The 26,005-nt window shown below is 65.4% G+C and carries 24 protein-coding genes; 12 read left to right on the top strand and 12 right to left on the bottom strand.

The genetic code is table 11. From position 1 onward, the window contains the following. Nucleotides 1-144: 144 nt before the first annotated feature. The gene (locus AC4ELH_RS06690; RefSeq protein ID WP_064887811.1) at nt 145-1,641 is read left to right on the top strand and encodes an acyl-CoA carboxylase subunit beta; all 1,497 of its coding nucleotides are present in this window, start codon (nt 145-147) and stop codon (nt 1,639-1,641) included. Nucleotides 1,642-1,686: 45 nt separating this feature from the next. On the opposite strand, the gene AC4ELH_RS06685 is transcribed toward AC4ELH_RS06690, so the two are convergent. The 3 genes from AC4ELH_RS06685 to AC4ELH_RS06675 are packed head-to-tail and all read right to left on the bottom strand — an operon-like array spanning nt 1,687 to nt 4,182. Next, nucleotides 1,687-2,733 carry a TIGR03857 family LLM class F420-dependent oxidoreductase gene (locus tag AC4ELH_RS06685; RefSeq protein ID WP_463790168.1) on the bottom strand — a complete coding sequence of 349 codons (1,047 nt, stop codon included), beginning with the start codon at nt 2,731-2,733 and terminating at the stop codon, nt 1,687-1,689. A gap of 28 nt (nt 2,734-2,761) precedes the next feature. Next, entirely contained in the window at nt 2,762-3,139 is a 378-nt protein-coding gene (locus tag AC4ELH_RS06680) for a nuclear transport factor 2 family protein (protein WP_064957742.1), read from the bottom strand. Then, nucleotides 3,136-4,182, bottom strand: a complete 1,047-nt coding sequence (locus AC4ELH_RS06675) for a phosphotransferase (RefSeq protein WP_498883548.1) — start codon at nt 4,180-4,182, stop codon at nt 3,136-3,138. The genes AC4ELH_RS06680 and AC4ELH_RS06675 overlap by 4 nt, the downstream gene beginning before the upstream one ends. 68 nt (nt 4,183-4,250) lie before the next feature. Between AC4ELH_RS06675 and AC4ELH_RS06670 the strand changes: the two genes are divergently transcribed. Then, entirely contained in the window at nt 4,251-4,859 is a 609-nt protein-coding gene (locus AC4ELH_RS06670) for a TetR/AcrR family transcriptional regulator (protein ID WP_498883546.1), read from the top strand. Here AC4ELH_RS06670 and AC4ELH_RS06665 read toward each other — a convergent pair. The 3 genes from AC4ELH_RS06665 to AC4ELH_RS06655 are packed head-to-tail and all read right to left on the bottom strand — an operon-like array spanning nt 4,842 to nt 8,546. Next, nucleotides 4,842-5,921, bottom strand: coding sequence for an alpha/beta hydrolase (locus AC4ELH_RS06665; protein ID WP_498883544.1), 1,080 nt, complete (start codon nt 5,919-5,921; stop codon nt 4,842-4,844). The genes AC4ELH_RS06670 and AC4ELH_RS06665 overlap by 18 nt on opposite strands. After that, the gene (locus AC4ELH_RS06660; protein ID WP_498883542.1) at nt 5,914-7,530 is read right to left on the bottom strand and encodes a flavin-containing monooxygenase; all 1,617 of its coding nucleotides are present in this window, start codon (nt 7,528-7,530) and stop codon (nt 5,914-5,916) included. The genes AC4ELH_RS06665 and AC4ELH_RS06660 overlap by 8 nt, the downstream gene beginning before the upstream one ends. Then, nucleotides 7,527-8,546, bottom strand: a complete 1,020-nt coding sequence (locus AC4ELH_RS06655) for an NAD-dependent epimerase/dehydratase family protein (RefSeq protein ID WP_498883540.1) — start codon at nt 8,544-8,546, stop codon at nt 7,527-7,529. The genes AC4ELH_RS06660 and AC4ELH_RS06655 overlap by 4 nt, the downstream gene beginning before the upstream one ends. A 90-nt stretch (nt 8,547-8,636) precedes the next feature. On the opposite strand from AC4ELH_RS06655, the gene AC4ELH_RS06650 reads away from it, so the two are divergent. Further along, nucleotides 8,637-9,578, top strand: coding sequence for an LLM class F420-dependent oxidoreductase (locus AC4ELH_RS06650; protein ID WP_498883538.1), 942 nt, complete (start codon nt 8,637-8,639; stop codon nt 9,576-9,578). Nucleotides 9,579-9,640: 62 nt separating this feature from the next. On the opposite strand, the gene AC4ELH_RS06645 is transcribed toward AC4ELH_RS06650, so the two are convergent. Together AC4ELH_RS06645 and AC4ELH_RS06640 are read right to left on the bottom strand one after the other, a co-directional pair. Continuing rightward, nucleotides 9,641-10,075 carry a nuclear transport factor 2 family protein gene (locus AC4ELH_RS06645; protein WP_064887793.1) on the bottom strand — a complete coding sequence of 145 codons (435 nt, stop codon included), beginning with the start codon at nt 10,073-10,075 and terminating at the stop codon, nt 9,641-9,643. A 77-nt stretch (nt 10,076-10,152) separates the two neighbouring features. Continuing rightward, nucleotides 10,153-10,491 (bottom strand): hypothetical protein, encoded by a 339-nt coding sequence (locus tag AC4ELH_RS06640; protein ID WP_498883536.1) that lies wholly within the window; start codon nt 10,489-10,491, stop codon nt 10,153-10,155. A 220-nt stretch (nt 10,492-10,711) separates the two neighbouring features. Between AC4ELH_RS06640 and AC4ELH_RS06635 the strand changes: the two genes are divergently transcribed. Genes AC4ELH_RS06635 through AC4ELH_RS06625 form a run of 3 tightly spaced genes read left to right on the top strand, consistent with a single transcriptional unit; the run spans nt 10,712 to nt 14,006 of the window. Further along, a complete protein-coding gene (locus tag AC4ELH_RS06635; protein WP_498883534.1) occupies nt 10,712-11,728 on the top strand; it encodes a Rieske 2Fe-2S domain-containing protein in 1,017 nt (338 codons plus the stop codon). Next, complete coding sequence (locus tag AC4ELH_RS06630) at nt 11,725-12,342, top strand: cysteine hydrolase family protein (protein WP_064957747.1); 618 nt, start codon at nt 11,725-11,727, stop codon at nt 12,340-12,342. The genes AC4ELH_RS06635 and AC4ELH_RS06630 overlap by 4 nt, the downstream gene beginning before the upstream one ends. A 20-nt stretch (nt 12,343-12,362) precedes the next feature. Beyond that, nucleotides 12,363-14,006, top strand: coding sequence for an acyl-CoA synthetase (locus tag AC4ELH_RS06625; RefSeq protein WP_498883533.1), 1,644 nt, complete (start codon nt 12,363-12,365; stop codon nt 14,004-14,006). Here the strand turns inward: AC4ELH_RS06625 and AC4ELH_RS06620 are convergent. Next, complete coding sequence (locus tag AC4ELH_RS06620; protein ID WP_064957782.1) at nt 13,990-15,477, bottom strand: aldehyde dehydrogenase family protein; 1,488 nt, start codon at nt 15,475-15,477, stop codon at nt 13,990-13,992. The two genes, AC4ELH_RS06625 and AC4ELH_RS06620, sit on opposite strands and share 17 nt — an antisense overlap. A 160-nt stretch (nt 15,478-15,637) precedes the next feature. On the opposite strand from AC4ELH_RS06620, the gene AC4ELH_RS06615 reads away from it, so the two are divergent. The 3 genes from AC4ELH_RS06615 (at nt 15,638) to AC4ELH_RS06605 (ending at nt 18,439) form a co-directional block, all read left to right on the top strand. Then, nucleotides 15,638-16,423 (top strand): SDR family oxidoreductase, encoded by a 786-nt coding sequence (locus AC4ELH_RS06615; protein ID WP_498883532.1) that lies wholly within the window; start codon nt 15,638-15,640, stop codon nt 16,421-16,423. 82 nt (nt 16,424-16,505) lie between these two features. Next, nucleotides 16,506-17,726 carry a cytochrome P450 gene (locus AC4ELH_RS06610; protein WP_498883531.1) on the top strand — a complete coding sequence of 407 codons (1,221 nt, stop codon included), beginning with the start codon at nt 16,506-16,508 and terminating at the stop codon, nt 17,724-17,726. A 14-nt stretch (nt 17,727-17,740) separates the two neighbouring features. Continuing rightward, complete coding sequence (locus tag AC4ELH_RS06605) at nt 17,741-18,439, top strand: TetR family transcriptional regulator (RefSeq protein WP_498883529.1); 699 nt, start codon at nt 17,741-17,743, stop codon at nt 18,437-18,439. Nucleotides 18,440-18,491: 52 nt separating this feature from the next. Here the strand turns inward: AC4ELH_RS06605 and AC4ELH_RS06600 are convergent, their stop codons facing one another. Next, entirely contained in the window at nt 18,492-20,027 is a 1,536-nt protein-coding gene (locus AC4ELH_RS06600) for an aldehyde dehydrogenase family protein (RefSeq protein WP_498883527.1), read from the bottom strand. 109 nt (nt 20,028-20,136) lie between these two features. Next, on the bottom strand, nt 20,137-22,374 hold the full coding sequence (locus AC4ELH_RS06595) for a molybdopterin-containing oxidoreductase family protein (RefSeq protein ID WP_498883525.1): 2,238 nt from the start codon (nt 22,372-22,374) through the stop codon (nt 20,137-20,139). Nucleotides 22,375-22,402: 28 nt separating this feature from the next. On the opposite strand from AC4ELH_RS06595, the gene AC4ELH_RS06590 reads away from it, so the two are divergent. The 3 genes from AC4ELH_RS06590 (at nt 22,403) to AC4ELH_RS06580 (ending at nt 25,324) form a co-directional block, all read left to right on the top strand. Then, the gene (locus AC4ELH_RS06590) at nt 22,403-22,828 is read left to right on the top strand and encodes a Zn-ribbon domain-containing OB-fold protein (protein ID WP_498883523.1); all 426 of its coding nucleotides are present in this window, start codon (nt 22,403-22,405) and stop codon (nt 22,826-22,828) included. A gap of 12 nt (nt 22,829-22,840) precedes the next feature. Continuing rightward, a complete protein-coding gene (locus AC4ELH_RS06585) occupies nt 22,841-23,989 on the top strand; it encodes a thiolase family protein (RefSeq protein ID WP_064886208.1) in 1,149 nt (382 codons plus the stop codon). A 150-nt stretch (nt 23,990-24,139) separates the two neighbouring features. Continuing rightward, nucleotides 24,140-25,324 (top strand): amidohydrolase family protein, encoded by a 1,185-nt coding sequence (locus AC4ELH_RS06580; RefSeq protein WP_498883579.1) that lies wholly within the window; start codon nt 24,140-24,142, stop codon nt 25,322-25,324. Between the two features lie 51 nt (nt 25,325-25,375). Here the strand turns inward: AC4ELH_RS06580 and AC4ELH_RS06575 are convergent, their stop codons facing one another. Further along, nucleotides 25,376-25,975: a TetR/AcrR family transcriptional regulator gene (locus AC4ELH_RS06575; protein WP_498883520.1), complete on the bottom strand. Its 600-nt coding sequence runs from the start codon at nt 25,973-25,975 to the stop codon at nt 25,376-25,378. Nucleotides 25,976-26,005: the final 30 nt, after the last annotated feature.

The following is a 26,005-nucleotide window of genomic DNA, read 5'->3' as shown; positions in this document are numbered from 1 at the left end:
CCTTTGCCAGCTTCTTCGATCATGCACAAACACCCCACCTGATCGACGCTACAGTAAGCAATTCAGTATGGTCAACGGCGGTACGCTGAGGCCCCTAGGGCACTGCGCAACAAGTGAGGACAGTGGCATGACAAGGACGCCGGCATGACGAACGACCCGGAGTGGAAGGAAACGCTCGAGGACCTGGCTCGTCGACGCGAGCACACCCACGGCATGGGTGGTCCCGAGCGGTTGGCCAAGCACCACGGCAAGGGCAAGCTCGACGCCCGTGCGCGGATCGCGCGGCTGCTGGATCCCGGCACTTTTCAGGAGTTCGGGACGCTGGTCGGGGGCGACATCGCCGCCGATGGCCTCGTCGCCGGTGCGGGCCGCATCGACGGCACACCGGTGATGGTGGGGGCCGAGGACTTCACCACGCTGGCCGGCAGTATCGGCCCGGGCGGAAACGCCAAACGGTATCGACTCGCCGAGTTGGCCTTGCGCAACAAGATTCCACTCGTGATGTTGTTGGAGGGCGCGGGTTTCCGCCCCAGCGGCGAGCACTACGGACGGACCCCGACCGATCTGATCGCCCAGGCGAAATGCTCGGGAAAGGTGCCCACCGTATCGGCGATCCTCGGTCCCTCCGCCGGCCATGGTGCCCTGGTGGCCCCGGTGTGCGACTTCAGCATCATGAGCCATCAGGGAGCGATCTTCACCGCCGGGCCGCCTGTGGTGAAAGAGTCCACCGGAGAGGACATTTCGAAGGAGGATCTCGGCGGCCCGAACGTGGCACTGGCCAGCGGCGTGATTCATAACTACGCCGAGGACGACGAGACGGTCATCGACGATATCCGGCGCTACCTGTCGTATTTCCCGTCCAGTGCATGGTCATACCCGCCGACGCGGCTTGCCGACGACACCGCAGACCCGAGGCTCACCCCGGAGATTCTCGATATCGTGTCCCGCGACAACCGCCAGATCTACGACATGCGCGCGGTGATCGACGAGATCTTCGACCGGCCCGACTGGTTCGAGGTCCAGCCGAAATTCGGCCGCGCGATCATCTGTGCTCTCGCCCATCTGGGCGGTTATCCGGTCGCGGTGGTGGCCAACCAGCCACAGGTGATGGCCGGTTCGATCGATGCCGATGCCGCCGACAAGGCAGCCCATTTCATCACCGTGGCCGACTCATTCCACCTGCCGATCGTGTTCCTCGCCGACAATCCCGGCATGCTGCCGGGCAGCCAGTCCGAACGCAGCGGCGTGCTGCGCAGCGGAGCGCGGATGTTCGCCGCCCAGACTGCCGCCACCACCCTCAAACTGCACGTGACATTGCGTAAGGCCTTCGGCTTCGGCTCGATGGTGATGTCGCTGCTGGGCTTCGACGACCAGGTCGCGACGTTCGCCTATCCCGGCGCGACGATGGGTGCGATGGGTGCGGCGGCGCTCAGCGCCGCCACCCATGCCGGCGAGGATTACACCGAGGTGCTCAAGCGGATGGAACTCGAGGCATCGTTCCGGTCAGCAGGCCACCTCGGTTTCGACGAGCTCATTTCCCCCGAGGAGACCCGCAATGCCCTGTTGGTCACCCTGCAGCACGGCATCTTCAGCCGTCAGGCAGTCGCGGAACCGGTGTCGCGCACCGTGATCACGCCGTAACGCCTTCCGCGAGAAGTCCCCCGCTTGCGGGGGACTTCTCGCGGGTCAAACCTTGGTGGCGCGGTACTCCGTGACGATCGGCTCGAGCTCGTCCGGGGTGGCCCCGTGCATGATCACGGCATCGGCACCGTAGTCGAACTCCTTGCGGATGCGGTCCACGCATTGGCTCGCCGATCCGGTGGCCGACGGCTCCAACCACTCGTCGGGGATCAGCGTGGCGATGTGCTCGATCTGCTCGGCGCTGGCCTTGTGGTCGATGCCGCCCGGTATCGAGGTGACGACGGAGTCTTCCCGGAAGCGTTGCAGCACTGCCGGATCCCAGCCGTTGGTGCTCACCAACAGGTCGCCGTAGCCCTGCAGGTAGGTGGCGAGCCGGGCCACGGTCTTCTTCAGGCGCAGTTCCTCGGGCAGGTGATCGCCCACGGTGGCGAAGCACGACCACACCCGCACACTGTCGGGGTCGCGGCCGGCCTGCTCGGCGGCGTCTTTGACGGTCCTGACCGCACGTTGCAGCGTCTCGGGGGTGAAGTAGGTGTGCAGGATGACATCGTCGAACTCCCGCCCACCCAGCGCCAGTGTCTGCGGACCGAAGGCCACGATCGCCAACCGGATGTCCTCGTTGAAGTCGGGGTCGAGGAACAGCACCTGATACTTGCCGATCGGGCCGTCGTGATTGAACACAACCTCGCCGTGCCACAGCTTGCGCATGACCTGTGCGAAGTCCTCCATCTGCGCGGTGGTCACCGCGGGAACCCCGAACGCGTTGTACATGGCCGCCACGCCGCGCCCGATGCCCAACGTGAATCGGCCCCGGGACAACCGGTGCATCGTGGTGGCCCACGATCCGGTGATCAGGGGGTGTCGAGTGTTGTGATTGGTTGCCGCCGTGGCGATCTGCATCCGATCGGTTACCGCACAGGCAGCGCCGACGAGCGAGGAGGCTTCCTTGACGTTCCACCGCTCCGAGATGAATGCGGTGCCGAAGCCGAGTTCCTCGCCGCGGCGCGCCTCGTCCATCAACGTGGCCGGGCCTTCACCGCCTGCGCCGGCAAGCAGGTAGTAACCGAGTTCGTCCAGGAATCGGTCGGTCATTTCGGCTCCTCGCGCAAGCGCTCGTCGGTCATACCCAAACTCCTTGTTTGTAACCACAGTTCCACACTTCGGTGATCCGGCCGTCGACCACCCGGAAGATCTCCATGCTGCTGACCGTCATGGCGTTACCGTCAGGAAACGTCATCGGGGATTCATAAACGATCGCCACGTGCTCGCCGTCGTCACCGGCGACGACCAGGTTGAGGTCGAACCGGATCGTGTCGAACATCGCCCAGTGTTCGATCACCCTGTTCACCGCCTCTTCGTGGGTGAGCACCTTCGCCTCGCCTACATCGTGGCGGGTGACGGTCTCTCCCAACAGTTCATCGGCAAGGGCGAAGTCCTTCTCGTTCCAGACCACCCAGTTGTACTGTTCGACCACTTCGCGCGCAGTGCGAACAGTCACGCGAACACCTCAAGGGCGTCGATGTCTTCGATCGCCGCGACAGCCCGGTCGATGAGGGTCAGGCACAGCTGCCGGGACCGTTCGGGCGCGACATCCCAGGTGAGCAGGGCGACCACCGGCATGTACAGCAGCAGCGCGGTCGCGAGACGGTAATGCCGCCACGCCTCGTCGAACGTGTACCCGTCAACCTGGCTGACGTACTCACGCACCAGCTCCTCGTCCCGGCCGCGACGCACCTCGGTCGGCAGACCCTGGCTGACCAGATACGCGATATCGGCCGCACCCGCGCCGCGGACCGTCAGCTGAAAGTCGACCACCTTGAGAGCATCTTCGCGAAAGAACATGTTGTCAGCCCGGATATCTCCGTGCAGCAGCATGTTTCGGTCCGCGAGCGCGGTAAGCGCGGCGGGTGCGAGATCGGCGAACCGCTCGGCGAACGCGGCGGTGGCTGCAGGCACCGGCCGGCGCGTGTGGTCCCGGTAGAGCTGCCAACCAGGAGCAAAGGCGGGTAGGAACAAGTCCCGGGTCAACGTGCTGTCAATGCTCGGGAATTCCTGCAGTACAGCCTCATCGACGTCGGCCGACCAGGTGTGCAAGCCGGCCAACTGCTGGATACAGAGTTGGGCGCGCGGTAGCGACAGCCCGGCCAGGTGGTCAGCGTTCTCCCAGTCCCGCAGATCTTCGAGCACGAGCACGAAGTCGAGTCCCGACATGCGAGCGACGTGGCAGTGCGGCGTTGCGATGGGCGCATCTGGCGCGACATGCCGGTAGAAGTACAGTTCGCGGTGGTAACCCCCAAGCATCTCCATGCCGCCACGCGCCAACGAGTCGGCGGGCAGTTTGACGATCAAAGTCTCTGGAACATCATCGGATCCGTTCAGATGGATCCGGTACAGCGCAGCGGAGAAGCCGGTGTCCAGCGCGATCCGCTCGGCCCGCACTGCCGTCACCTTCGTGCCCAGCGCCTCGGTCAACCAGGACGCCGTCACCTCCTCGATGCCCGTGGGCACCGGTCCGGACACCGGCACCGCGACTGATGTCATCGTCGACCTCCGCACACTAATTTGACGCTGAACAACTAAGTTAGTTGTCGACCGTCTAATATGCAAGGGTGCCTTCCCCAGCGCAGGGCCTCACCCAGCCGGAGCGCGTGGAACAGTCCTCGCGTCGGCTGCTGCAGGCTGCCGCTGAGTTGATCGTCGAAAAGGGCTGGGAAGCAACGACTGCCGCTGAGATCGGACGACGAGCCGGGTACAGCCGGGCCATGGTGCACGCCCGCTACGGCAGCAAGGACGCCATCCTCGACGCCTTCCAGGAGATGTACGTGGCGCGCCTGAACCCCGATCCCGAACCGGGCGCCACCGGGCTGCAGCAGGTGCTCGCGCATTTCGACCGCGTGCAGGAAATTCATGCCGAGGATGCCGCGGTGACAAGGGCCATGTTCGTGTCGGCATTCGAAGCAGTGAAAACCACGTCGCCGCTGCGCGACGGGGTGCGCGCACAGTTGGCCGGGGCAGCCGTCAAGATCGAAGCCGGGCTACGCACCGGTATCGCCGACGGTTCACTGCGCCCCGACATCGACGTCGACATGGCGTCGCGGGACATCACCGGATCGATCTTCGGGATCGCGTTCCAGTGGGTGGTCCTGCCCGAGGACCACGATCTCGACCACGAGATCGACTGCGTACGGGCCCGGATCACGTCAAGCTACGGTCGTTAAGAACCGCTCGGTCGCATCCTGCACCGCACCGGAGAACAGGTGCCCCACATGGCTTCCGTCGTGCCAGTAGAGTTCGCCGCCCCATTGCTCGTGCATGGCCAGGGCCGAACTGCGCATTGCCATCCGGTCATGCCAGGCGCCCACGATCAGACGCCGCTCGGCACACGGTCGGGTACGCAGCGGGTCGATCACGGAGGTCATCGCCGCCACCGTGGCTGACTGCAACTGGCGCGCCGACTGCTGCCCCGCCGATCCCCAGCGTCCCAGGTGCATCCCGATCATCGTGTTGAGGCCGAGGATCGGCGTGTACAGCGCCACCGCGTCCACCCGAGCGTCGAGATGCGACACCAGCGCCGCCGCCGCGCTGCCCAGCGACAAGCCGGCCACCGCGATCGACGACGCCTGTGGTTCCAGCCAACCGATCAGCGCCCGCACCTCCGACACCGCCCGCATCATGCCGGCCACGTTGGCCAGCGGATCCCGAGCCGGATACTCCGGCCAGGACCGGCGCCGCGGCCCGTGCCCCGGCTGCACGGGTAAGGCGACGTTGAAGCCGAGGTCCCTCAGACGACGCACCCGGGCAACGAGGAGGTCCATCGGGTCGCCCTGGCCCGCCCCGTGCACCCAGATCAGCCAGGGTCGCGCGTCGTCTCCACTCCGGTACAGCCGCGCTCTTGCCGTGGCGACGCCACCGTGCCCGTCGGCCAGCACCGAGGCGGGCAGGGCGGGTTCGTGGTCGAAGACCAGTTCCTCGAACGTCAGCGCACCGAACCTACGTGGCCGGATGTGTTTGACCTGCAGAGCATCTGGCTTCGGGTGCGCCGCGTCGATACCGAGTAAGCCGAGTTGGTCGGCTGCCCACTGGTATTCGCCCAGTGGACGGGGAAGCTCCGGCGGTGGACCGGTCAGCGTCATACCGGTGACGACGAGCTCGTCGAGAGTGACCTCACCGAGTTGACGAAGGCCGTTGACCGACAATGGATTCCATTGCCCGGCCAGCGCGCCCACCGAGCGCGGCACCACGCCACCCAGCTCCCACGCGATCCGGACGGCCCTATGCAACGGTGAATCCCGTATACCCGTCAGCGGCTATCTGGTCACAGCGGCGACGGTATTCGGGGATGCCCGCAGTGTAGCCGAGATACATCCGCTTCTTACCGGGCACGTTGCCGCCGTTGTACCAGGAGTTGCAGCTCGGATCCATCAGCACCGTGGGCTCCACGAGCGCCGTGGTGTGCTCGACCCATTCGTCCTGCGCCTGCGGCGTCGCCTCGATGCTCCGGCGCCCATTGGACCTCAGGTACCCGATGCAGTCCGCGATCCACTCCACATGCTGCTCCAGTGCTGCTACGAAGTTCGTTGCCGCCGAGGGACTTCCCGGTCCCTGGATGGTGAACAGGTTCGGGAACCCGGCCACCGCCACGCCCAGATAAGACAGTGCGCCCGCCTTGGACCAGTACTCCCCCAGCACCATGCCGTCGCGACCCCGCACGTCGATCCGGCTCAACGCCCCGGTCATGGCGTCGAATCCCGTGGCATACACGATCACATCGAGATCGAAGTCACCCTGTTCGGTGGAGATCCCGGTCGCCGTCACCTCACGAATGGCGCCCTTGCGCAGATCGACCAGCGTGACGTTGTCACGGTTGTACGTCTCGTAGTAGCCCTGGTCGATGATGGGCCGCTTGCACGCGAACGGATGGCTCGGTGTCAGCGACGCCGCGGTCTGCGGATCTGAGACGATGCGGGCCACGGCTTGCCCGTAGAGCTCGGTGGCCATCCGGTTGGCGTCGATGTCGAAGAAGACATCACCCCAGTTGAGCGCGCCCATCACGCCGTGTTCCTCGACCGCGCGTCGTTTCTCCTCGGGTGAAGCGGATTTCACCGGCGGTCGGACCAGCATCTCGAGCAGCACCGAGAAGGCGCTGAGCCGCGCCGCCCCGACCGGATGTTCCCGCTGCGCAGCGCGGATGGCCGCATAGTCAGCCTTGAGCGCGTCGAGTTCCCCAGGTTCGAAGGACCGGACCTGCCACGGCAGCGTGAACGCCGGGGACCGCTGGAACACCGCGAGATGTTCACACTGCCCCGCCACCACCGGTATCAGCTGCACACCGGTGGAGCCGGTGCCGATCACCCCGACCCGCTTGCCGGTGAGGTCGACACCCTCGCGCGGCCAGCGGCTCGTATACAGCGAGGTGCCGGTGAATCGGGCCATCCCGGGGATGTCGGGTTCCAGTGGCACCGAGAGGATTCCGGTGGCGGCGACCACGAACGGTGTGCGTAGAACCTGGCCTTCGGCGGTGGTGACCGTCCACTGCGCGGCGCCTTCGTCGAAGGTCATGGCCACGACCTCGGTACCGAAGGCGATGTCACGGCGAAGGTCCAGCCGGTCGGCGACGAAGTTCAGGTACGCCTCGATTTCAGGCTGCGCCGGCATCGTCTCCGTCCACACCCACTCCTGCTGGATCTCCTCGCTGAAGCTGTAGGAGTATTCGATGCTCTCGATGTCGCAGCGGGCGCCCGGGTACCGGTTGACCAGCCAGGTGCCGCCGACGTCATCCGCCTTCTCCAGGACCCGCACCCGCAGGCCCTGATCTCGTAGGCGATGTAGTGCATACAAGCCGGAGAATCCGGCGCCGACGACGATCACATCGAAATCTGTGGCGCTCACAAGTCGATGACCTTTTCGTTGCGGCTCTTCCGGTCGACGTAGAACTGTGCTGCCCGGCTGATCGATTCGGCGGTAGGAGCGGGCTTCCAACCCAGATCGCGGGCAGCCTTCCCGTGATCGGCCGGCGAGGTCAGCCACATCAGCCGCGCCGCCGTAAGGTTCATCGGGAAGTCGGTGCCGAACAATCGATTCGACATACCGGCCAACCACCCGAAGGCATAGAGCGGAGCCATCGGTATTCCGAATCTGGGCGGTCGGGCACCGACCGCCTCCGCGGCCGTGGTGAACATTTCCCGTTGGGACATATACCTTTCGGAGACGATGTAGCGCTCGCCGATCCGGCCCCGTTCCGCGGCCCGAATGAGAGCATCGGCAGCGTCGTCTATTCCGACCACCTCCGAGCCCACGCCTCTGACGTAGACCGGCAACTGTCCGAACGCCGCCATTGCGACGAGCGCACCCTGCCTGGGCTGCCAGTCAGGCGGACCGTACGGGTTGGACACGCACATCGCCACGGCCGGCAGCCCACGCTCGCGCACGTACGACAGCACCAGATCTTCAGCCCGACGGCGGGATTCGATGTAGGGGCCGCCCTTACCTGCCCAGTTGAACGGGGTGTCCTCGTCGACGGTTGCCCCGTCGTCACCGACGGCGATCGTGCCGATGGTACTGAGGAACACGAAACGCTGCAGGTCCGCATTTACCGCGACGTCCAGGACATTGCGCAGGCCCTCGACGTTCGTATTGAAAAGTGGCGTGGGATCAGCCAGATGTGCGCGGGTGTCGACGACGCAGTAGAACACCACGTCGCGGTCGGCCATCGCAGCCGTCACCGCCTCGGTGTCGAAGATGTCTCCGTAGCAGCGTTCTACCTCGACGCCCTCGATACCCTTCGTCGAACTGCTCCGTCGCAGCAGTACCCGCACGTCGTCACCGCGCTCGACAAGCTGGCGGGTGACACAGGCACCCACGTTTCCGCTCGCGCCCATGACCAGTACTTTTCGCCGGCGATCCATCACCACTCCATCCGAATCGGTAATTGGCGATCGATGTTACGGTAACGCTTTCAGTAGCGTCCCGAGAATGGGTCAGAAACGGGGAGATCGATGAAGTACACCCTGGAATACCCCAGCGAGCTGCCCACCGCACCTGACGATTTCCTGCAACCCGAGGCCATCCGCGCGGTAGCCACCCAGGCTGAAGCGGCGGGGTTCTCGGCGATCGCGTTGAGCGAGCATCCGGCCCCCTCGGTCAAGTGGCGGAACAACGGGGGCCACAACACACTCGACCCGATCGCCGCGCTGAGCTTCATGGCGGCAGCCACCTCGCACATCCGGTTGATGACCAACCTCTACGTGCTCCCCTTCCGGAACCCGTACCTGTCAGCCAAGGCACTGGGCAGCCTGGACCTGATCTCCGGTGGCCGACTCATCGCGGGCGTCGGTGCGGGCTACCTGCGATCCGAGTTCTCGGCAGTGGGTGTGGACATCGACCGTCGTGCCGAACTGCTCGACGAAGCGTTGGCGGCTCTGCGTTCCATCTGGGCGGATCCCGAAACACCGTTTTCCGGACAGGATTTCGGGGCGGTCGGACCCGTTGCGCTGCAGCGCACGGCTCAGCAGCCCCATCCCCCGCTCTGGATCGGCGGGAACGGCGCCGCCGCGATCCGGCGTGTGGTCGAGCACGGCAACGGATGGATGCCCATCATCGCCGCGGCAGGCATGGCGTCGACCATGCGGACCACCGCCATCGAGAACGCCGACCAGTTCGGCACCGCCGTACAGCGCTTGCGCGAGCGACTCGCCGATGCCGGTCGTGACCCGTCGTCCGCCGACATCCAGGTGGTGTGTCCACACACCGATCTGGACGACGCGACCTCGCTGCGCCACGCGCAGGAGGTTCTTGCCGAGCTCGCCGGCCACGGCGCCACCTGGGCCGTGGTGCACGTGGACGGCAGCAGCCCGGCCGCCGCGCTCGACTACATCAAGGCGTTTGGCGAGGCGATGAATCTCGTTGCCGACCAGGGTGTCTCGGGTGCACGCAGGTAACACCACGGCAGTGCTCGGCCAGATAATTCGCCACAGCGTTACTCACGCGGACGATTCACCGCCTAGCCGGTCTTGAACTTCAGCAAGGTACGGGTCAGGTGCAGACTGGTGATCTGCCATGTGCCGTCACGCTTTTCGTAGGTCTCATGGTAGTGGCCGGCCCCGTGCAACTCATTGCCGTCGGCGAAAAACAACATGTCCTCCATGGCCCAGATACCCGTTGCCGTCGTGTCGGAGGTCAGCATGATCTCCGGGGTGTGGCAATGGTGCACTGTCGCCGCATTCTCGACGCCGCCCCACACCACCGGAAAGAACTCATCGAAGCTCTTCAGCGGAGGCGCCGTCTGCGGATCGGCGCCGCCGGTCGAGACGGCCATGTCGAGTGTCACCACGACGTCGTCGACGAACAATGCGCGCCAGGCGTCGATGTCCTTGGTGTCCAGAAACCGGCAGTAGCGGGCCTTGAGCTGCTTGATCGCCTCGATGTCGTCGGACAACGGGTCACCTCCTGATCGACTGCGGCGAACTATACGGTAAGCACCTCAGTTACGATCCGTGGCCGGTCGTCCCCGAATCAGCCGCGCTCGAGAGCCGACCCCCACGCGGCGAGAGTTCCGGCGACCGTGCTTGTTTCAGGGGAGTCGGGGTGCCAAGCAGATATCTGGATGGCGATGGGTACGAAGCTGGCGCCCTCGTACTCAGGCACTGCCGAATACGCCTGCACCTTTCCTTCCTGGATCAGCGGAGAGATGACGTTGTTGTCGATCTCCGCCTTGGCCGCGGTGAAGCCCACCGGCACGTACACCACGTTCTGGTCGAAGTCTCCTCCACCGAATTCGGCAGGCAAGAGCAGCATTCGCTCCAATTGGCCTTGCGCATAGAGCTCCTCGGCCTTCTGCACAGAATCGACCATTGAGAAATCCGGACCCACGCCTACCCCTAACCATGCCCTGAAAAACATGAACGACATTCATCATTGACGTTCCAACCCTAGGCGCTCCCCGGGTCGGCCTGAGACGGGAATTTTTCGGGTTGGACACGCACGTCGTCGTCCGGCGCTTCCGGTGCAGAAATGGATACTGTAATGTCTTCCGTACGTATCGCGCGAGCAGTGAAACGGGAGGCAGCGGGCCATGAAAGTGCCGTTCACCTGGAAGGTCACCGGCTGGTTCATGATCGGCTGGTCGGCTGAGTACGAGGTCGGCGATGTGAAGGCACTGAAGTACTTCGGTGAGGACCTCGCCGCCTACCGCGACGAGTCCGGCGAGCTGCATGTGCTGGAAGCCCACTGCAAGCATCTGGGTGCCCACATCGGTTACGGCGGCAAGGTCGTCGGTGACTGCGTCGAGTGTCCGTTCCACGGCTGGCGGTGGGGCCCCGAAGGAAACAACACCTACATCCCGTATCAACCCGACAAGCCCAACCGTGGCCTGCGACTGCGGTCCTACCCGGTCAAAGAGCAGTACGGCTGCATCTTCATGTGGTACCAGCCCGAGGGCAAGGAACCGCAGTGGGAACTGCCCGACATCTTCCACAAGTTCCCGCAGTTCGACACCGACCCGAATGCGTACTACCGGCCCTACCCGGAGTTCTCCAGCCGGGCCGACGCGATCCCGGTCCATCCACAGATCGTGGCTGAAAATGGGCCCGACAGTTCACATTTCCGCTATGTTCACGGCGCGACGGTCACGCCGGTGTGCCTGCACTGGGAGCATGTCGACGAGGAATGGCGGTTCCTGACCGGCTGGCCCGACGCCCGCAGCGACGATCCTGACAAGATGGCGCTGCGGATTCACAGCCACTTCTCCGGCCTCGGCTTCGCCATGAGCGCCTTCGAGGGGTCGTCGAACCACCGGTTGATCTTCGCCTGCACCCCGGTCGACGACGAGGTGTCTGACATGTTCTATTCGATCTGGTGGCCGAAGGTTCCGGGCGAGACCTCCGATGTTCCTCCCGAGCAGGTGCGGGCAAAGGTCGAGAAGCAGTTCCTCAAGACCGTGTGGGAGGACTGCGACATCTGGCGCTACCAGAAGTACGTCGAGCATCCGCCACTCGCCAAGATCGACGCGAAACCGTATATGGCCATGCGTAAGTGGGCGACCCAGTTTTACGAGGTGCCTCCGGTCGAGAACGCTGTCGCCGGCGTATGAGACCCGATCTGAAAGAACTGGTCGCACCCGAGCACACCGCGATCGTCACCCAGGAATGCCAGGGCGCTGTGGTCGGTCCCGACGCGGGGTTGGCCGCCCTCGCCGACGAGGCGCGCCGGGAAGCGCTACCCAACATCGCCAGGCTGCTACCGGCGGCGCGGGCCGCCTCGGCCCGAGTGGTGCACTGTCTGGTGCAACGACGCCCGGACGGGTTGGGCTCGAACCACAACGCCAAGATCTTCGCCATCGGCCGCAACGACGTCGGCATCCTGCCCGGCACGCCCGGCGCCACCCTTCTTCCCGAGTTCGGCCCGGAGCCAGACGATCTCGTCCTGTCCCGCTGGCACGGTCTGGGACCGATGGGCGGCACCGACCTGGACGCCGTTCTCCGCAACCTCGGCGTGAGCACCATCGTGGCCGTCGGTGTCTCGGTGAACATCGCGATCATCAACCTGGTGATGGACGCGGTCAACGCCGGATACCGGGTGGTGCTGCCGCGCGATGCGGTGGCCGGAATTCCGACGGCCTATGCCGACGCGGTCATCGACAACACCTTGTCCCTGCTCGCTACCGTCACCACGACCGACGACCTGCTGCACGCCTGGCAGCGCTGACCGCTCAAGAGGAGAAGCCCGTGCAGTTCACCGTTCCGGCTATCGCGGAGGCCGTCGCCACCGCCATCGGAGATCGTCCGCTGATCGTCCAGGGCGACCGGCGGTTCACCTACCGCCAGATCGTGGACCGCTCGAATCGCCTGGCGGCGTATCTGCATTCACGCGGTTTGGGTGCACAGACCGAACGTGGCGCACTGGCCGGTCACGAGGTGGGCCAGGATCTGCTGGGGATCTACGCTTACAACGGACCCGAGTTCGTCGAATCCCTGCTCGGCTCCTTCCGGGCTCGCGTCGCCCCGTTCAACGTCAACTACCGCTACGTCAAGAACGAACTGCAGTACCTGCTGGCCGACTCCGGTGCATCCGCGCTGGTGTACCACTCCGCGTTCGCACCACGGGTCGCCGAGGTTCTGCCCGACCTGCCGGCATTGCGGGTGCTGATCCAGATCGCCGACGGCTCTGGCAACGAGCTGCTCGACGGCGCAGTGGATTACGACTCCATCGTCGCCGAGGACGCTTCGGCAGAGGTGCCCGCCGAGCCTTGCCCGGACGACCTCTACGTGCTCTACACCGGCGGTACGACCGGAATGCCCAAGGGCGTGTTGTGGCGCCAGCACGACATCTTCATGACCGCATTCGGCGGACGCAACATGGTGACCGGCGAGAAAGCGCAGTCCGTCGAGGAGATCGTCGGGCGTGCAGTCGACAATCCGGGCACCAAGCTGATGATCCTGCCGCCGCTGATCCATGGTGCGGCCCAGTGGGCCGCGATGACCGCGATCACCACGGGACAGACGCTGGTGTTTCCAGCCGTGGTGGATCGCTTCGACGCCGGCGACGTGGTGCGCACCATCGAACGCGAGCAGGTGCTGGTGGCGACGGTTGTGGGTGACGCGATGGCACGCCCCCTGCTGGATGCGATCAAGTCAGGGGCTGCGGACGTGTCATCTCTGTCCGTCGTGGCCAACGGCGGTGCGCAACTCACCCCTTACGTCAAACAGCAACTCATCGATGCCAAGGCCAATCTCATCGTCGTCGACGGCGTGGGTTCGTCGGAGACGGGTGCCCAGATGAGCCACATGTCGGCCCCGGGGGCGGTGTCGACCGGCACCTTCAACGCCGGACCCGATACCTGTGTGGTGACCGAGGATTTCACCGCAGTCCTGCCCGCCGGTCACGACGGGCTGGGCTGGCTGGCGCAGCGCGGGTTCGTGCCGCTGGGATACAAGGGCGACGCCGCCAAGACAGCGGCGACGTTCCCGGTGATCGACGGCGTGCGTTATGCGACGCCTGGCGATCGGGCCCGCCATCTGGACAGCGGCGCGATCGAGCTGCTCGGCCGCGATTCGGTGACCATCAACTCCGGGGGCGAGAAGATCTTTGCCGAGGAGGTCGAATCCGCGATTGCCTCGCACCCGGCGGTGCGCGACGTGGTGGTCACGGGACGTCCAAGTGAACGTTGGGGCCAGGAAGTGGTGGCCGTCGTGGCACTCGCCGAGGGTGCTGAGACCGCAGCCGACGAGTTGATCCGGCACGCCGAATCCTCGATCGCCCGCTACAAGCTGCCCAAAGCCGTGGTGTTCCGCCCCGTCATCGAACGCAGCCCCGCCGGCAAAGCCGACTACCGCTGGGCGCGTGAGCAGGCGGTCAGCGAAACTTCTTGAGCCGGGCGGCGGTTCGGCTGCGGGCCCGCCGCAGCATGAGGTCGGTGCTGACCCGCATCGAGGTGCTGAACGGCTTGGCCGCCTGACCCGTGACGCTGAACGGCAGGTCGTTGCCCACCACCGAACGGTAGTGACTGAACGTATCGAAGCCGGCCTTACCGTGATAGGCGCCCGTCCCGCTGTGCCCGACTCCGCCGAACGGGGCGTCGGACGGGATCATGTGCGCGGCAAAGTCATTGCGGGCAACGCCGCCGCTGCGGGTATGGCTCACGAAATGCCGGAAGTCGGCATCGTCCGGCCCGAACCAGTAGGCCACCAACGGGGACGGGTTGGTGTTGATGTGGCGGACGGCCTCGTCGAGTGCCGAGTACCCGCGCACCACCAGTACCGGCCCGAACACTTCTTCGCTCGCGATCCGCATCCGGTCGTCGACGTCACGCACGATGGTCGGGGCGATCTTGCGCGAGCCCGGATCGGGCAGCACCTCACCCGCGGGCACGACGGAGTCGATCCGGGCGCCCTGGGCGCGGGCGTCGGCGATCAACCCCACGACCCGGTCGAAGTTGGCCTGGTTCACCGACGAGCAGTAGTCGGGATTGCCAACGATGCTGGGGAACAGGTTGCTCAAGGTTCTCCGTGCGACCTCGACGAACCGGTCCACTTGCGCATCGGGTACGAAGACATAGTCCGGGCACACGCACACCTGGCCACCATTGACCATGCGCGCCTGGGCGATTCGGCTTGCCGCCCGTTCCAGATCAGCGCCGGGGGCCACCACCACCGGGTTCTTGCCGCCCAGCTCCAGCGTGACGGGGACGAGGTTGTCGGAGGCGGCCCGGGCGACGAGCTTCCCGATCGAAGGCGAACCGGTGAAGAACAGATGATCGAACGGGAGGCCGGCGAACGCCGCAGCCACCTCCGGCCCGCCGGTGACCACCTGCAGCTCGGTCGCGTCGAAGTACTTCGGCACGGTGGTCGCCATCAGTTCGGCGGTGCGCGGAGTGACCTCGGACATCTTGATCATCACCCGGTTGCCCGCAGCGAACGCCGCGGCCGCCGGCAACACCGTCAACTGGATGGGGAAATTCCACGGTCCGATCACCCCGACCACACCGAGCGGGCTGGGAAGCACCTCGGCACGCAAGCCCGCGAAGCGCGTCGCTCGAAGCAGCTTCGTCGCGCGCATCCACTGCGGCACGTGCGCCCTGGTGTGTTCGACGACCGAGAGCATGCCGAGAATCTCGGAGAGAAACGCCGCCGACCGTGACCTCGACCCGTAATCGGCAGCAGTGGCAGCGACGAAGCCCTCGGAGTTGTCCAGGACCATCGCGAGCAGCCGGTCGATGCGGTTGCGGCGCAACGCGACATCGGGCGGACCGTCGGCGACGAATGACCGACGCTGGGCCGCCAGCAGCTCCTCCAGGTCGTCGCGCTGCGACTGCACTGCCGCACGCTCCTCGATCGCGCTCATCGAATCCGTCTCCTCGCCAGGGGCACGCATGACATCTCCCGGAGATCCTTCCGGGAAGGCTAACGGTAGCACTCCACCGACAGGTCGAAGACGATTGTCCAACCAGCCCGAATTGTTTACAGTCATGCTTACTGTCGTTCATTCGGTGAAGGGTTGGGGCATGTCGGAAACCGCACGCAGAATCGTCGTCGTCGGAGCCGGATCCGGGATCGGAGCGGCAACCGCGGCGCACTTCTTCGGCCGCGGCGACCACGTGCTCGCGGTGGATCTCCGCCCGAATGACACTCCGGCTTCCGAACACGCCACCTGCGACCTCCGCGATGCCGCCGACATCACCCGGCTACTGGGCGAGATCGGCGACGGCTGGGACCTGCTGGCGCACGTCGCAGGCGTACCGGGCACCGCGCCGGCCGCCGATGTTCTCAAGGTCAACTATCTCGGCATGCGACTCATGACCGAAGGGATGCTGCCGCTGTTGCGCCACGGCGGCTCGGTCGTCACCGTTGCGTCGACCGCGGCACTGGGTTGGCAGCAGCGCATCGACATCCTCGACGGACTTCTCGAACTCACCGACGGCGACTCGGTGGCGCAATGGCAGACCGGGCAGGATCCGGATTTTCCCGTCTACACGACCTCCAAGCAGGCCGCGATCCTGTTCGTCAAGCGGGTGGCCGGACCGGCCTGGAGCAAGTACGGGGTGCGGGTCAACACGGTCAGTCCGGGCCCGGTCGAGACGCCGATCCTGTCCGACTTCGAGCAGACCATGGGCAAGGACGTCCTGGACCTCGTGCGGGCCACCGTGGGCCGGCACGCCACTGTCGACGATGTGGTTCCACTGATCGCCTTCCTCGCCTCCCCCGAGGCACGTTGGATCAATGGTCAGGACATCCAGGTCGACGCCGGCTTCATCGCCGCGATGAGCAACGGTGCCCCGATCGCACTCTGAGCGCCGCACGGATTCAGTTACTGTAAGATTTACAGTAATATGCATCAGAGTGATCGGTCGACGCCGACAGGTGGGGTGAGCTGTGGATAGTCAAGTGCAGGATTTCGCGGGTGAGGAATCCGTCGTCGACACGGCCACCCTGCTGCGCGATCCGTATCCGATCTTCGCGCGGCACCGAGCCAAGCACGGCGTGTTCCGCGGCTCGGTGATGGACTGGTCCAAGACACCGGAATCCCTTCTGCCGGAACACCAATTCGCCGCGGTGTCGTACGAAGCGGTCAACACCGTGTTCCGGGACGGCAAGTCCTTCAACTCGAAGATCTACGACAACACCATCGGGCTGTTCATCGGCCCCACCATCCTGGCCATGGAGGGCAAGACCCACCGGGACCATCGCAACCTGGTCTCGGCGGCGTTCAAGTCACGGTCCCTGCAGCGGTGGGAACCCGAGATCGTCCGTCCGATCTGCGAGGCGCTGGTCGATGAGTTCATCGAAGCCGGCAGTGCCGATCTGGTGCGCGACTTCACCTTCGAGTTCCCCACCCGGGTGATCTCCAAGCTGCTCGGCCTGCCTGAGGAAGACCTGCCCTGGTTCCGGCAACGCGCCGTCGAACTGATCAGCTACACGGTGAAGTGGAAGCGCGCGTTCGAAGCCTCCGCGGCGCTGAAGGACTATTTCCTGACCCAGATCGAGCTGCGCCGGTCCGAGCCCACCGACGACATCATCGGTGACCTGGTCACCGCGGAGATCGACGGCGAGAAGCTGACCGACGAGGCGATCTACTCATTCCTCCGGTTGCTTCTACCGGCCGGGCTGGAGACCACCTATCGGTCCTCGGGCAATCTGATCTATCTGCTCCTCACCCACCCCGACCAGTTCGCCGCGGTGCAGGCCGACCACGAGTTGATCGGTCAGGCCATCGAGGAGGGGCTGCGCTATGAAACCCCGCTCACCACAGTGCAACGGTCGACCACCCGGGACACCGAACTCGACGGTGTGGCACTGCCCGCCGGCGCTGTGATCGACGTCTGCATGGGATCGGCCAACCGCGACGAGAACCGCTGGGAACGGCCCGAGGAGTTCGACATCTTCCGGAAGCGGGTGCCACACATCACCTTTGCCTCCGGTGAACACACCTGCATGGGTCTGCACCTGGCCCGGATGGAAACCCGCGTAGCCATGGAGAGCCTGCTGTCGCGGGTGCACAACCTCGAGCTGATTACCGACGACGATCCGCACATCTTCGGTCAGCCGTTCCGCTCCCCCACGGCCATTCCTGTCACGTTCGAGCCGATCCGCTAGAAGGGGTTGCTGCCATGGTCAGGCCCGCGGGCACCAGCGGTCGCCGGCGCCGCGAACGCGGGTCGATCAGTGTCGACGAAATCGTCCGTGGCGCATTTGAAATCGCCGACGAGGTATCGATCGACAACCTCAGCATGCCGCAGCTGGCCCGCCATCTCGATGTGGGTGTCACGAGCATCTACTGGTACTTTCGCCGCAAGGATGAGCTGCTCGACGCGATGACCGAACGCGTCCTGATCGACTACGACATGAGCGTGTTGTCCATCGAGGCCGGCACCTGGCGGGAATCCCTGCGCGCGCATGCGCACCGCATGCGCGAGATGTTCACGACCAATCCGATTGTGTGCGATCTGATCCTGATTCGCGGCACCCGCGGAATTCCCGCAGCACGCACCGCGCTGGAGAAGATCGAACAGCCGGTGGCCGCCCTGGTGACGGCCGGACTCACTGCCAGGCAGGCATTCGACACATATACGGCCATCTCGGTACTGGTGCGGAGTTCGGCTGTGCTGCAACGGCTACAGAGCCGTACCGACGAGGTCCAGTTCCCCCGTGAGTACTGGGAGCAGGTGATCGATGCCGAGTCGATGCCGTTGATCGCCTCGATCCCCGGACAGGGCTACCGGATCGGTATGGCCGACGATGGAAACTTCGACCACATTCTCGACAGCATCCTCGATCGTGCCGAGTTCCTTTGCCGAGCAGACGCGTAGGTACCGCAAAACGCGCGATCTCGGGTACTTTCGCGTCTGCTCGCGGGAAGAACTACTGGCGTGGCAGACGCCAGCCGATGGTCTTGGTCTCGGTGTACTGCGCAAACCCCTCGATACCGCACTGTCTTCCGACACCGCTGTTCTTGTACCCGCCGAATGGCGCGTCGGCGCCGTAGTACATGCCACCGTTCACACCGATGGCCCCGGTACGGATCCGTCGGGCGATCGCCATCCCGCGCTCGGGTGACGCCGACATGACCGCCCCGGCCAGTCCGAACGCACTGTCGTTGGCGATCCGTACCGCCTCGTCGTCATCGTCGAACGGCAGCATCACCAGTACCGGTCCGAACACCTCGTCCTGCGCGATCGCCGAGCCCGGGTCGGCCCCGACGATGACGGTGGGTGCGACGAAGTGCCCGTCGCGCAGGTGATCTGCCAGCCCGGCGGGTTCACCCCCACCCACCACGATCTCGGCGCCGTCACGCCGGGCGCCCTCGATCGCTTCGAGCACGCGCTGCTTGGCCGCGGCGGTGATCAGCGGACCGACCAACGTCGTCGGCAGTGCCGGGTCGCCCACCGGGACCGCACCGAATGCCATCGTGACATTCGCGACCGCCTCGTCGAACAGGCTGCGGTGCACCAGCATCCGGGTGTTGGCCGCGCAGGCCTGCCCGGCATGCACGCACGCCCCGATGGCGCCGGGGATGATGTGGCCGGGCTTGGCGTCGTCCAGCACGATCATCGCGGACTTGCCACCGAGTTCGAGGAAGGTGCGCTTCATGGTGTCGGCGCCGACCCGCATCAGATGCCTGCCGACAGCCGTCGACCCGGTGAACGACACCATGTCGACACGAGGATCGGTGCCCAACAGTCCGGCCACCTCGTTGGACGGTGTCGGCACCACGTTGACGACGCCGGGCGGCATGTCGGTGCGCTCGGAGATCAGCCGGCCCAGCCGGGTGGCGTTCCACGGCGTGTTCGGATCGGGTTTGAGCACCACGGTGTTGCCCGCGGCCAGCGCTGGGCCGAGCTTGTTGAGGATCACCTCGATCGGGAAGTTGGACGGGGTGATCGCGGCGACCACACCGACCGGCTCTTTGACCACGGTGCGGGCATTGCGCTCACCGAACAGCCCACCGCCGTCGAGCGTGCGCTCCCATTCGAACTCGTCGATCAACCGGGCCGGGTAGCGCAGCGCGTCGGCCAGCGGCCAGTCGAGCTGGGCATTCTGCGTGGTCATCGCCGGGCAACCGACCTCTGCGATCAATTCCTCACGCAGGTCATCTTTTTCGGCTTCGATGGCTTCCTGCAACTGGCCCAGCACGCGCTGCCGCAAGCCCCGGTTGGTGCTCCAGTCGGATTCGTCGAATGCACGCCGAGCGGCGCCGATCGCGGCGTCCATGTCCTGCGCACCACCGGCCGCCGTCGTCCCCAGCACCAGACCCGTGGCCGGGCTGAGGTTGTCGAATTCGGCTCCGGACGCCGCGGCCAAAAGCTGACCGTCGATCAGCATCCGCTTTTCGGCCCGGCCCGCAGCGCGCCGACCGACCTCCACGCTGGTGACGGCCTGCTCCACGACTTCACTCACGCGGACAACTGTAACACTTACAGTAGAGTACCCAGTCGCCGAAACCGCATTCCAGCAGAGAAAGTGCGAGTAGCGGCCTGCCGGAATGCCGTTTCGGCGGAGGTACGGGTCAACAGGTCGGTTCCACCTGCACCGGCACACCCGTCAGCCAAGACATACCAGCCAGCGCCTCGACATCGGCGGGATCGCTCGACATGAGCTGGTTGACGTTGGCACCGCCGGCCTGATTGGCGATCCGCCAGCGACCAGTTCCCTTGTGGCCCCATCCGTGCGGTATCGCCACGGTGCCGCGCACGATGTCGTCGGTGAGCGCCAACTCGATGTCGATCTGGCCGTACGGTGAACGCACCCGTACCTCGTCACCGTCTGCCAGGCGACGGGCGGCAGCATCCGCGGTATGCATGAGGGCTCGTTGAATCCTCTTGCCACGCATCAGCAATGGCGAATTGTGCAACCAGGAGTTCTCCGAACGCGGTTCGCGCATCCCGATCACGCGCAGTGGGTAGCCGTCGGGCGCCGCGCGCCGCGACATCGCGGTGATCTCCGATGCGATGTCCTCGTGCGCGAGCCGTATCCGGCCCTTCGGATACACCACAACCTCACCGAGCACCCCGGTCCGGATGTTCGGTGCCACCACCACCCCGTGCGGATGCTGTTCGGCCAGGCGGCGGAATGTCAGCCCGCCGCGGCGCAGCCCGAAACGGTCACCGCCATCGGCCATCCGGATCATCATGTCGATCATCGACCGTGGACTGAGCCGTCTGCCCCGTCGTGCGGCTCGCCTGGCTGCCAGCCGAAGAGCAACGAAAACCGGTGTGCGCACCTTCATCCGGCCGATCAGGTCGACCACGATGTCCCACTCCGTGCGGGCCTGACCGCGTGGCGCCACCACCGCGTCGGTCACCTGGCGGAACGGGGTGGCCTGGAACATCTGGAAAGTGACGGCGAAGTCGTCGCGCTCGTACATCGTCGTTACCGGCAGCACGTAATCACAGTGCGCGGTGGTCTCGTTGACGTAGAGGTCCAGCCCGACGGAAAGGTCTGTCGCCTCCAACGCGTCTTCCAACTCCACGCCGTTGGGGACCGACAGCACCGGGTTCCCCGCACCGATGAACATCGCCCTGACCTGTCGCCGGCCGGGCGTCGTGATCTCCTTGGCCATGAACGCCGCTGGCTCGGCGCCGATGACCAACGGCAGGCCGCCGATCCGAGTGCGCTTGGTGCGGTAGCTCCGGCGCAACGAGACACCCATCGCCATCGAACCCCACTTCTGGCCGGGGATACCCAGGGTGCTGAACACACTGCCGCCGGGCACGTCGAGGTTTCCCGCCACGAGATTGACCGCGTCCAGCAGATACGTGGTCAGCGTGCCGTTGCGTCCGACGCACGTGCCCAGCCTGCCGTATACGGCGGCCCGTTCCGTGGCCGCGAGCTCGCGTGCCAACGTACGCACCGTCTCGGGCTCGATACCGGTATGGCCTTGGGTGTGTCCCGGGGTGAACACCGTGCACTGCTCACGCAGCCAATCCAATCCGTCAGCCTGGACCCGGGCCCTGCCGCTGACCAACCCCTCCTCGAAGAGCACCTGCAGGATCGACAGGAGCAGGTATGCATCCGCATCCGGAGTGATCCCGAGCCATTCGAACTGGGCCGCGGTCTCGCTGCGCCGGGGATCGACCACCACCACCCGTCCACCCCGCTTGACGATGTCGTGCATGCGGTCCTTGATCCGCGGTGCGGTCAGGAAACTTCCATGGGACACCACCGGATTCGCGCCGAGCATGATCAGCAGCTCGGTCCGCACCAGGTCCGGTATCGGCACCGGGAACGGTGCTCCGTAGAGGAACTGGTTGGCCAACAGGCGACTGCTGGTGTCCTGGGTCGAGGAGCTGAAGAAGTGGCTGTCGCCGCCGATGCCCTTGGCGAACGTCATCGCGGCGAACAGGTGTGAGTAGCTGAAGGCCGCGGGGTTGCCCATGTACCAGGCCAACGCTCCGGAACCGTGCCTGCGGTGGATCTGGGTGAGCCTGGCGGCGATGTCGTCGAGCGCAGCATCCCAGCTCACCGGTTCGAATCCGTCCCCGGTGCGCTTCAGCGGAGTGGTCACCCGGTCCGGGTCGTTGACCACCTCGGTGAACGCGATGCCTTTCTGACAGGCGAACCCCGCCGACAGCGGATGGTCCTTGTCGGGCCGTAGGGCGGTCAGTCGGCCGTCTTCGACGGTGGCGATCATGCCGCACAGCGGCTCACAGATCCGGCAGAACGTTGGCTTGTTCTCGGCCTTGGACTCGACCTGACTCTCGGTCACTTGGTCTACGTTACTGTAAGAGTTACAGTTGCTAGACATTTTGGCCGAACACGGAGGAATCGGACTCATGCAGAAGGCCCTCGCGCCGGACATCTCGACCTGGCCCGACGCCGAACCCCAGCTGATCGGCAGCCGTTGCACCGACTGCGCGGCCACCACCTTCCCCGCCCAGGCCCGCTGCCCCAAGTGCTCCGGCGGCAACACCGAACAAGCCCTACTGCCCCGACGCGGCACCGTCATCGCCTGGACCACCCAGGGCTTCCCACCCGGCGCCCCCTACAAAGGCCCCACCGGCAAGAACTTCGTGCCCTTCGGCGTCGGCCTCGTCGAGCTCGCCGACGACACCGGACCCGTCATCCGCGTCGAAGGACGACTCACCGAAAACGACCCCGCCAAACTGCAATTCGGCATGGACGTCGAACTCACCATGATCCCGTTCACCACCGATGAAGATGGCAACGAAGTTGTCACCTTCGCCTTCCAGCCGGTGTAGAGAGGCAACAACATGACCAACGATGTAGCCATCATCGGCGTCGGCATTCACCCGTTCGGCCGCTTCGAGGGCAAGTCCGCGATGGCGATGGGTGTGGACGCCATCTTCGCCGCTGTCGCCGACGCCGGAGTCGACTGGAAGGACGTCGGCGCTGCCACCGGTGGCAGCTGGACCGTCGCCAACCCGGACGCCATCGTCGGGATGGTCGGACTGTCCGGCATTCCGTTCACCAACGTGTTCAATGCGTGCGCGACGGCAGCCAGCGCCACCAAGGCCTGCGCCGACGGCATCCGGCTCGGGGACTACGACATCGGCATCGCCGTCGGTCTGGACAAGCACCCCCGCGGCGCGTTCACCGAAGACCCGTCACTGGTCGGGATGCCCAGCTGGTACGCCGAGAACGGCCAGTATCTGACCACCCAGTTCTTCGGCATGAAGGCCAACCGTTACCTGCACGAGCACAACATCTCCCAGCGCACGCTGGCCAAGGTGGCCAACAAGAACTTCCGCAACGGGGCGCTGAACCCGAACGCGTTCCGGCGCAAGCCGATCAGCGAGGACGACATCCTCAACTCGACGATGCTCAACTACCCGCTCACGCAATACATGTTCTGCGCCCCCGACGAAGGCGCGGCCGCGGTGGTCATGTGCCGTGCCGACATCGCCCATCGCTACACCGACAAGCCGGTCTATCTCAAGGCCGTCGAAGTCCGGACCCGCCGCTACGGCGCCTACGAGGTCAATACCACCTGCGCGCCAGTCGAGGAGGACGTGGCGCCGACGGTGTACGCCGCCCGCGCCGCGTTCGAGAAGGCCGGGGTGGCACCCGAAGACGTCGACGTCGTACAACTGCAGGACACCGATGCCGGTGCGGAGATCATCCACATGGCCGAATGCGGCTTCTGCGCCGACGGCGACCAGGAGAAGCTGCTGGCCGACGGCGCCACCGAGATCGGCGGATCGCTGCCGGTCAACACCGACGGCGGCCTGATCGCCAACGGCGAGCCCATCGGCGCCTCCGGGCTGCGCCAGATCCACGAACTGGTGCGCCAGCTGCGCGGCGAGGCCGGCGACCGGCAGGTGCCCGGCAACCCGCGCGTCGGTTTCGCCCAGCTCTACGGCGCACCCGGCACCGCCGGCGCCACTGTCCTGACGCTCTGACTTTCATGGCCGAGCAGACACAAAACTGCACATTTTCCGGCCGAAATGGGCAGTTTTGTGTCTGCTCGCGGGAGAAAAGGAACCACAACCGTGACTGAACATTCCATCGAACAGTTCAGGGATGCACCGATTTTCGATGCCGACCAGCACATGTACGAGACCGGGGACGCCCTGACCAAGTTCCTGCCCGAGAAGTACAGCCGCGCTGTGCAGTACGCGCAGTTCGGCAGGCAGACCCGGGTGGTGATCAACAACCGGGTCACCGACTTCATCCCCAACCCGACGTTCGAGCGCGTCGCCGCACCGGGCGCGCACGAAAAGTTCTTCGCCGGCGAGAACACCGAAGGCCTGACGCTGCGCGAGATGCAGGGCAAGGCCATCGACGCGCCCGAGGCCACCCGCAACCCGGAAGACCGGGTCAAGGAACTGGATCGGCAGGGCGTGGTCGAGGCGCTGAACTACCCCACTCTGGGCAGCCTGGTCGAGCACTCCAGTGCCGATGACCCACAGCTGACGCTGGCCATCGTCCACGCTCTCAACGAGTGGATCTTCGAACACTGGGGCTTCAACCACGCCGACCGGGTGTTCTCCACACCAATCATCAACCTGTCCGAAGTCGATGCAGCGCAACGGGAACTGGAGTGGATCCTCGAGCACGACGGCAAGGTCGCGTTGATCAAACCGGGGCCGGTCAACGGCCTGCATGGCTGGCGCTCCCCCGCCCTGCCGGAGTTCGATCCGTTCTGGCGCGACGTCGAGGCCGCCGGCCTGCCCATCGTCCTGCATGCCAGCTATCCCCCACTCGATGATTACGTTAACAAGTGGGAGCCGCCGTACACCCAGAATTTCATGGCGCAGAGCGCATTCCGCTGGATGGTGTTGGGTCACCGGGAGATCGCCGACATGCTGACGGCGCTGATCTGCCACGGCACCCTGACCCGGTTCCCGAAGCTGAGGATCGCCAGCGTCGAGAACGGCAGCAGCTGGATCTTCCCGCTCTTCCACGATTTTGCGGACCTCTACAAGAAGATGCCGCAGAACTTCCCCGAACATCCGCATGATGTGTTCCGGCGCAACATCTGGGTCAGCCCGTTCTGGGAGGGCTGTGTGTCCGATGTGGTGGAAACGGTCGGATGGGACAAGGTGCTCTTCGGCTCGGACTATCCGCATCCCGAAGGATTGGCCGAACCCAAGGGTTTCTGGAAGTACGCCGAGGGCATGGACATCCGGCGCACCTACGACTTCATGGGCGACAACGCCCGGCGGTTCATGGGCCTGCCGATCGCCAACCCCGACCCGGGTGCGGTCAAGCCTCCGGTACTGAGCACGACCTGAGCAAGTTTGCCGGGATCTGGTACCGGTCCAACCGAGCCTGGTGCCGTCTGGTTAGCGGCTGCCCTCGGACAACGGCGGAAGTGGCTGGGCGTCTGCCGGATTGAGGGCGTCGAGCATCAAACTCAGGTAACGCCTGCGTAGTTGCGGTGGCTGGTCGAGCGCCACCGAGGCGGCAGTCACCATGGCCACGAAGGTCGGGACGTCGTCGACCGTGAGGTCGGCGCGCAGATCGCCCGAGGCCTGCCCTTGCGTCACCAACGCCTCCAGCAGGTCACGCTTTCGGTTGAACAATCTGGCAGTCAGCACGGTGAGGTGGTCCAGCGAGGGCAGCAGCGGACGCTGGAGATACATCAGTTCGGCAAGCCGTTCGATCACATCGATGAAGGCCTCACGTGGGGCGTCACTGTCGATGAGCGCCAGGATCACGGGCTCGACCTCGGTGGCGAATGCGTCCTCGTACACGGCCGCCGCCAGCGCCTGCCGATTCGGGAAGTGGCGGTACAGCGTCGCATTGCCGACGCCCGCGTGCGCGGCGATCTGCGTCAACGTCGCTGCCGCACCCCGCGCGGCGAAGACCTCGCGAGCAGCCGCGACGATACGGCTCTCATTGGCATAGGCGTCGGTGCGACGGCGGCTGGTACGAGCAGGCATATCCGTTCCGGGGGACGTGGCGCAGGTCAT

Source organism: Mycobacterium shunyiense, from assembly GCF_058270075.1.
Note: the sequence above shows the minus strand (reverse complement) of the source record. Positions and strands in the feature narration are given on the sequence as shown.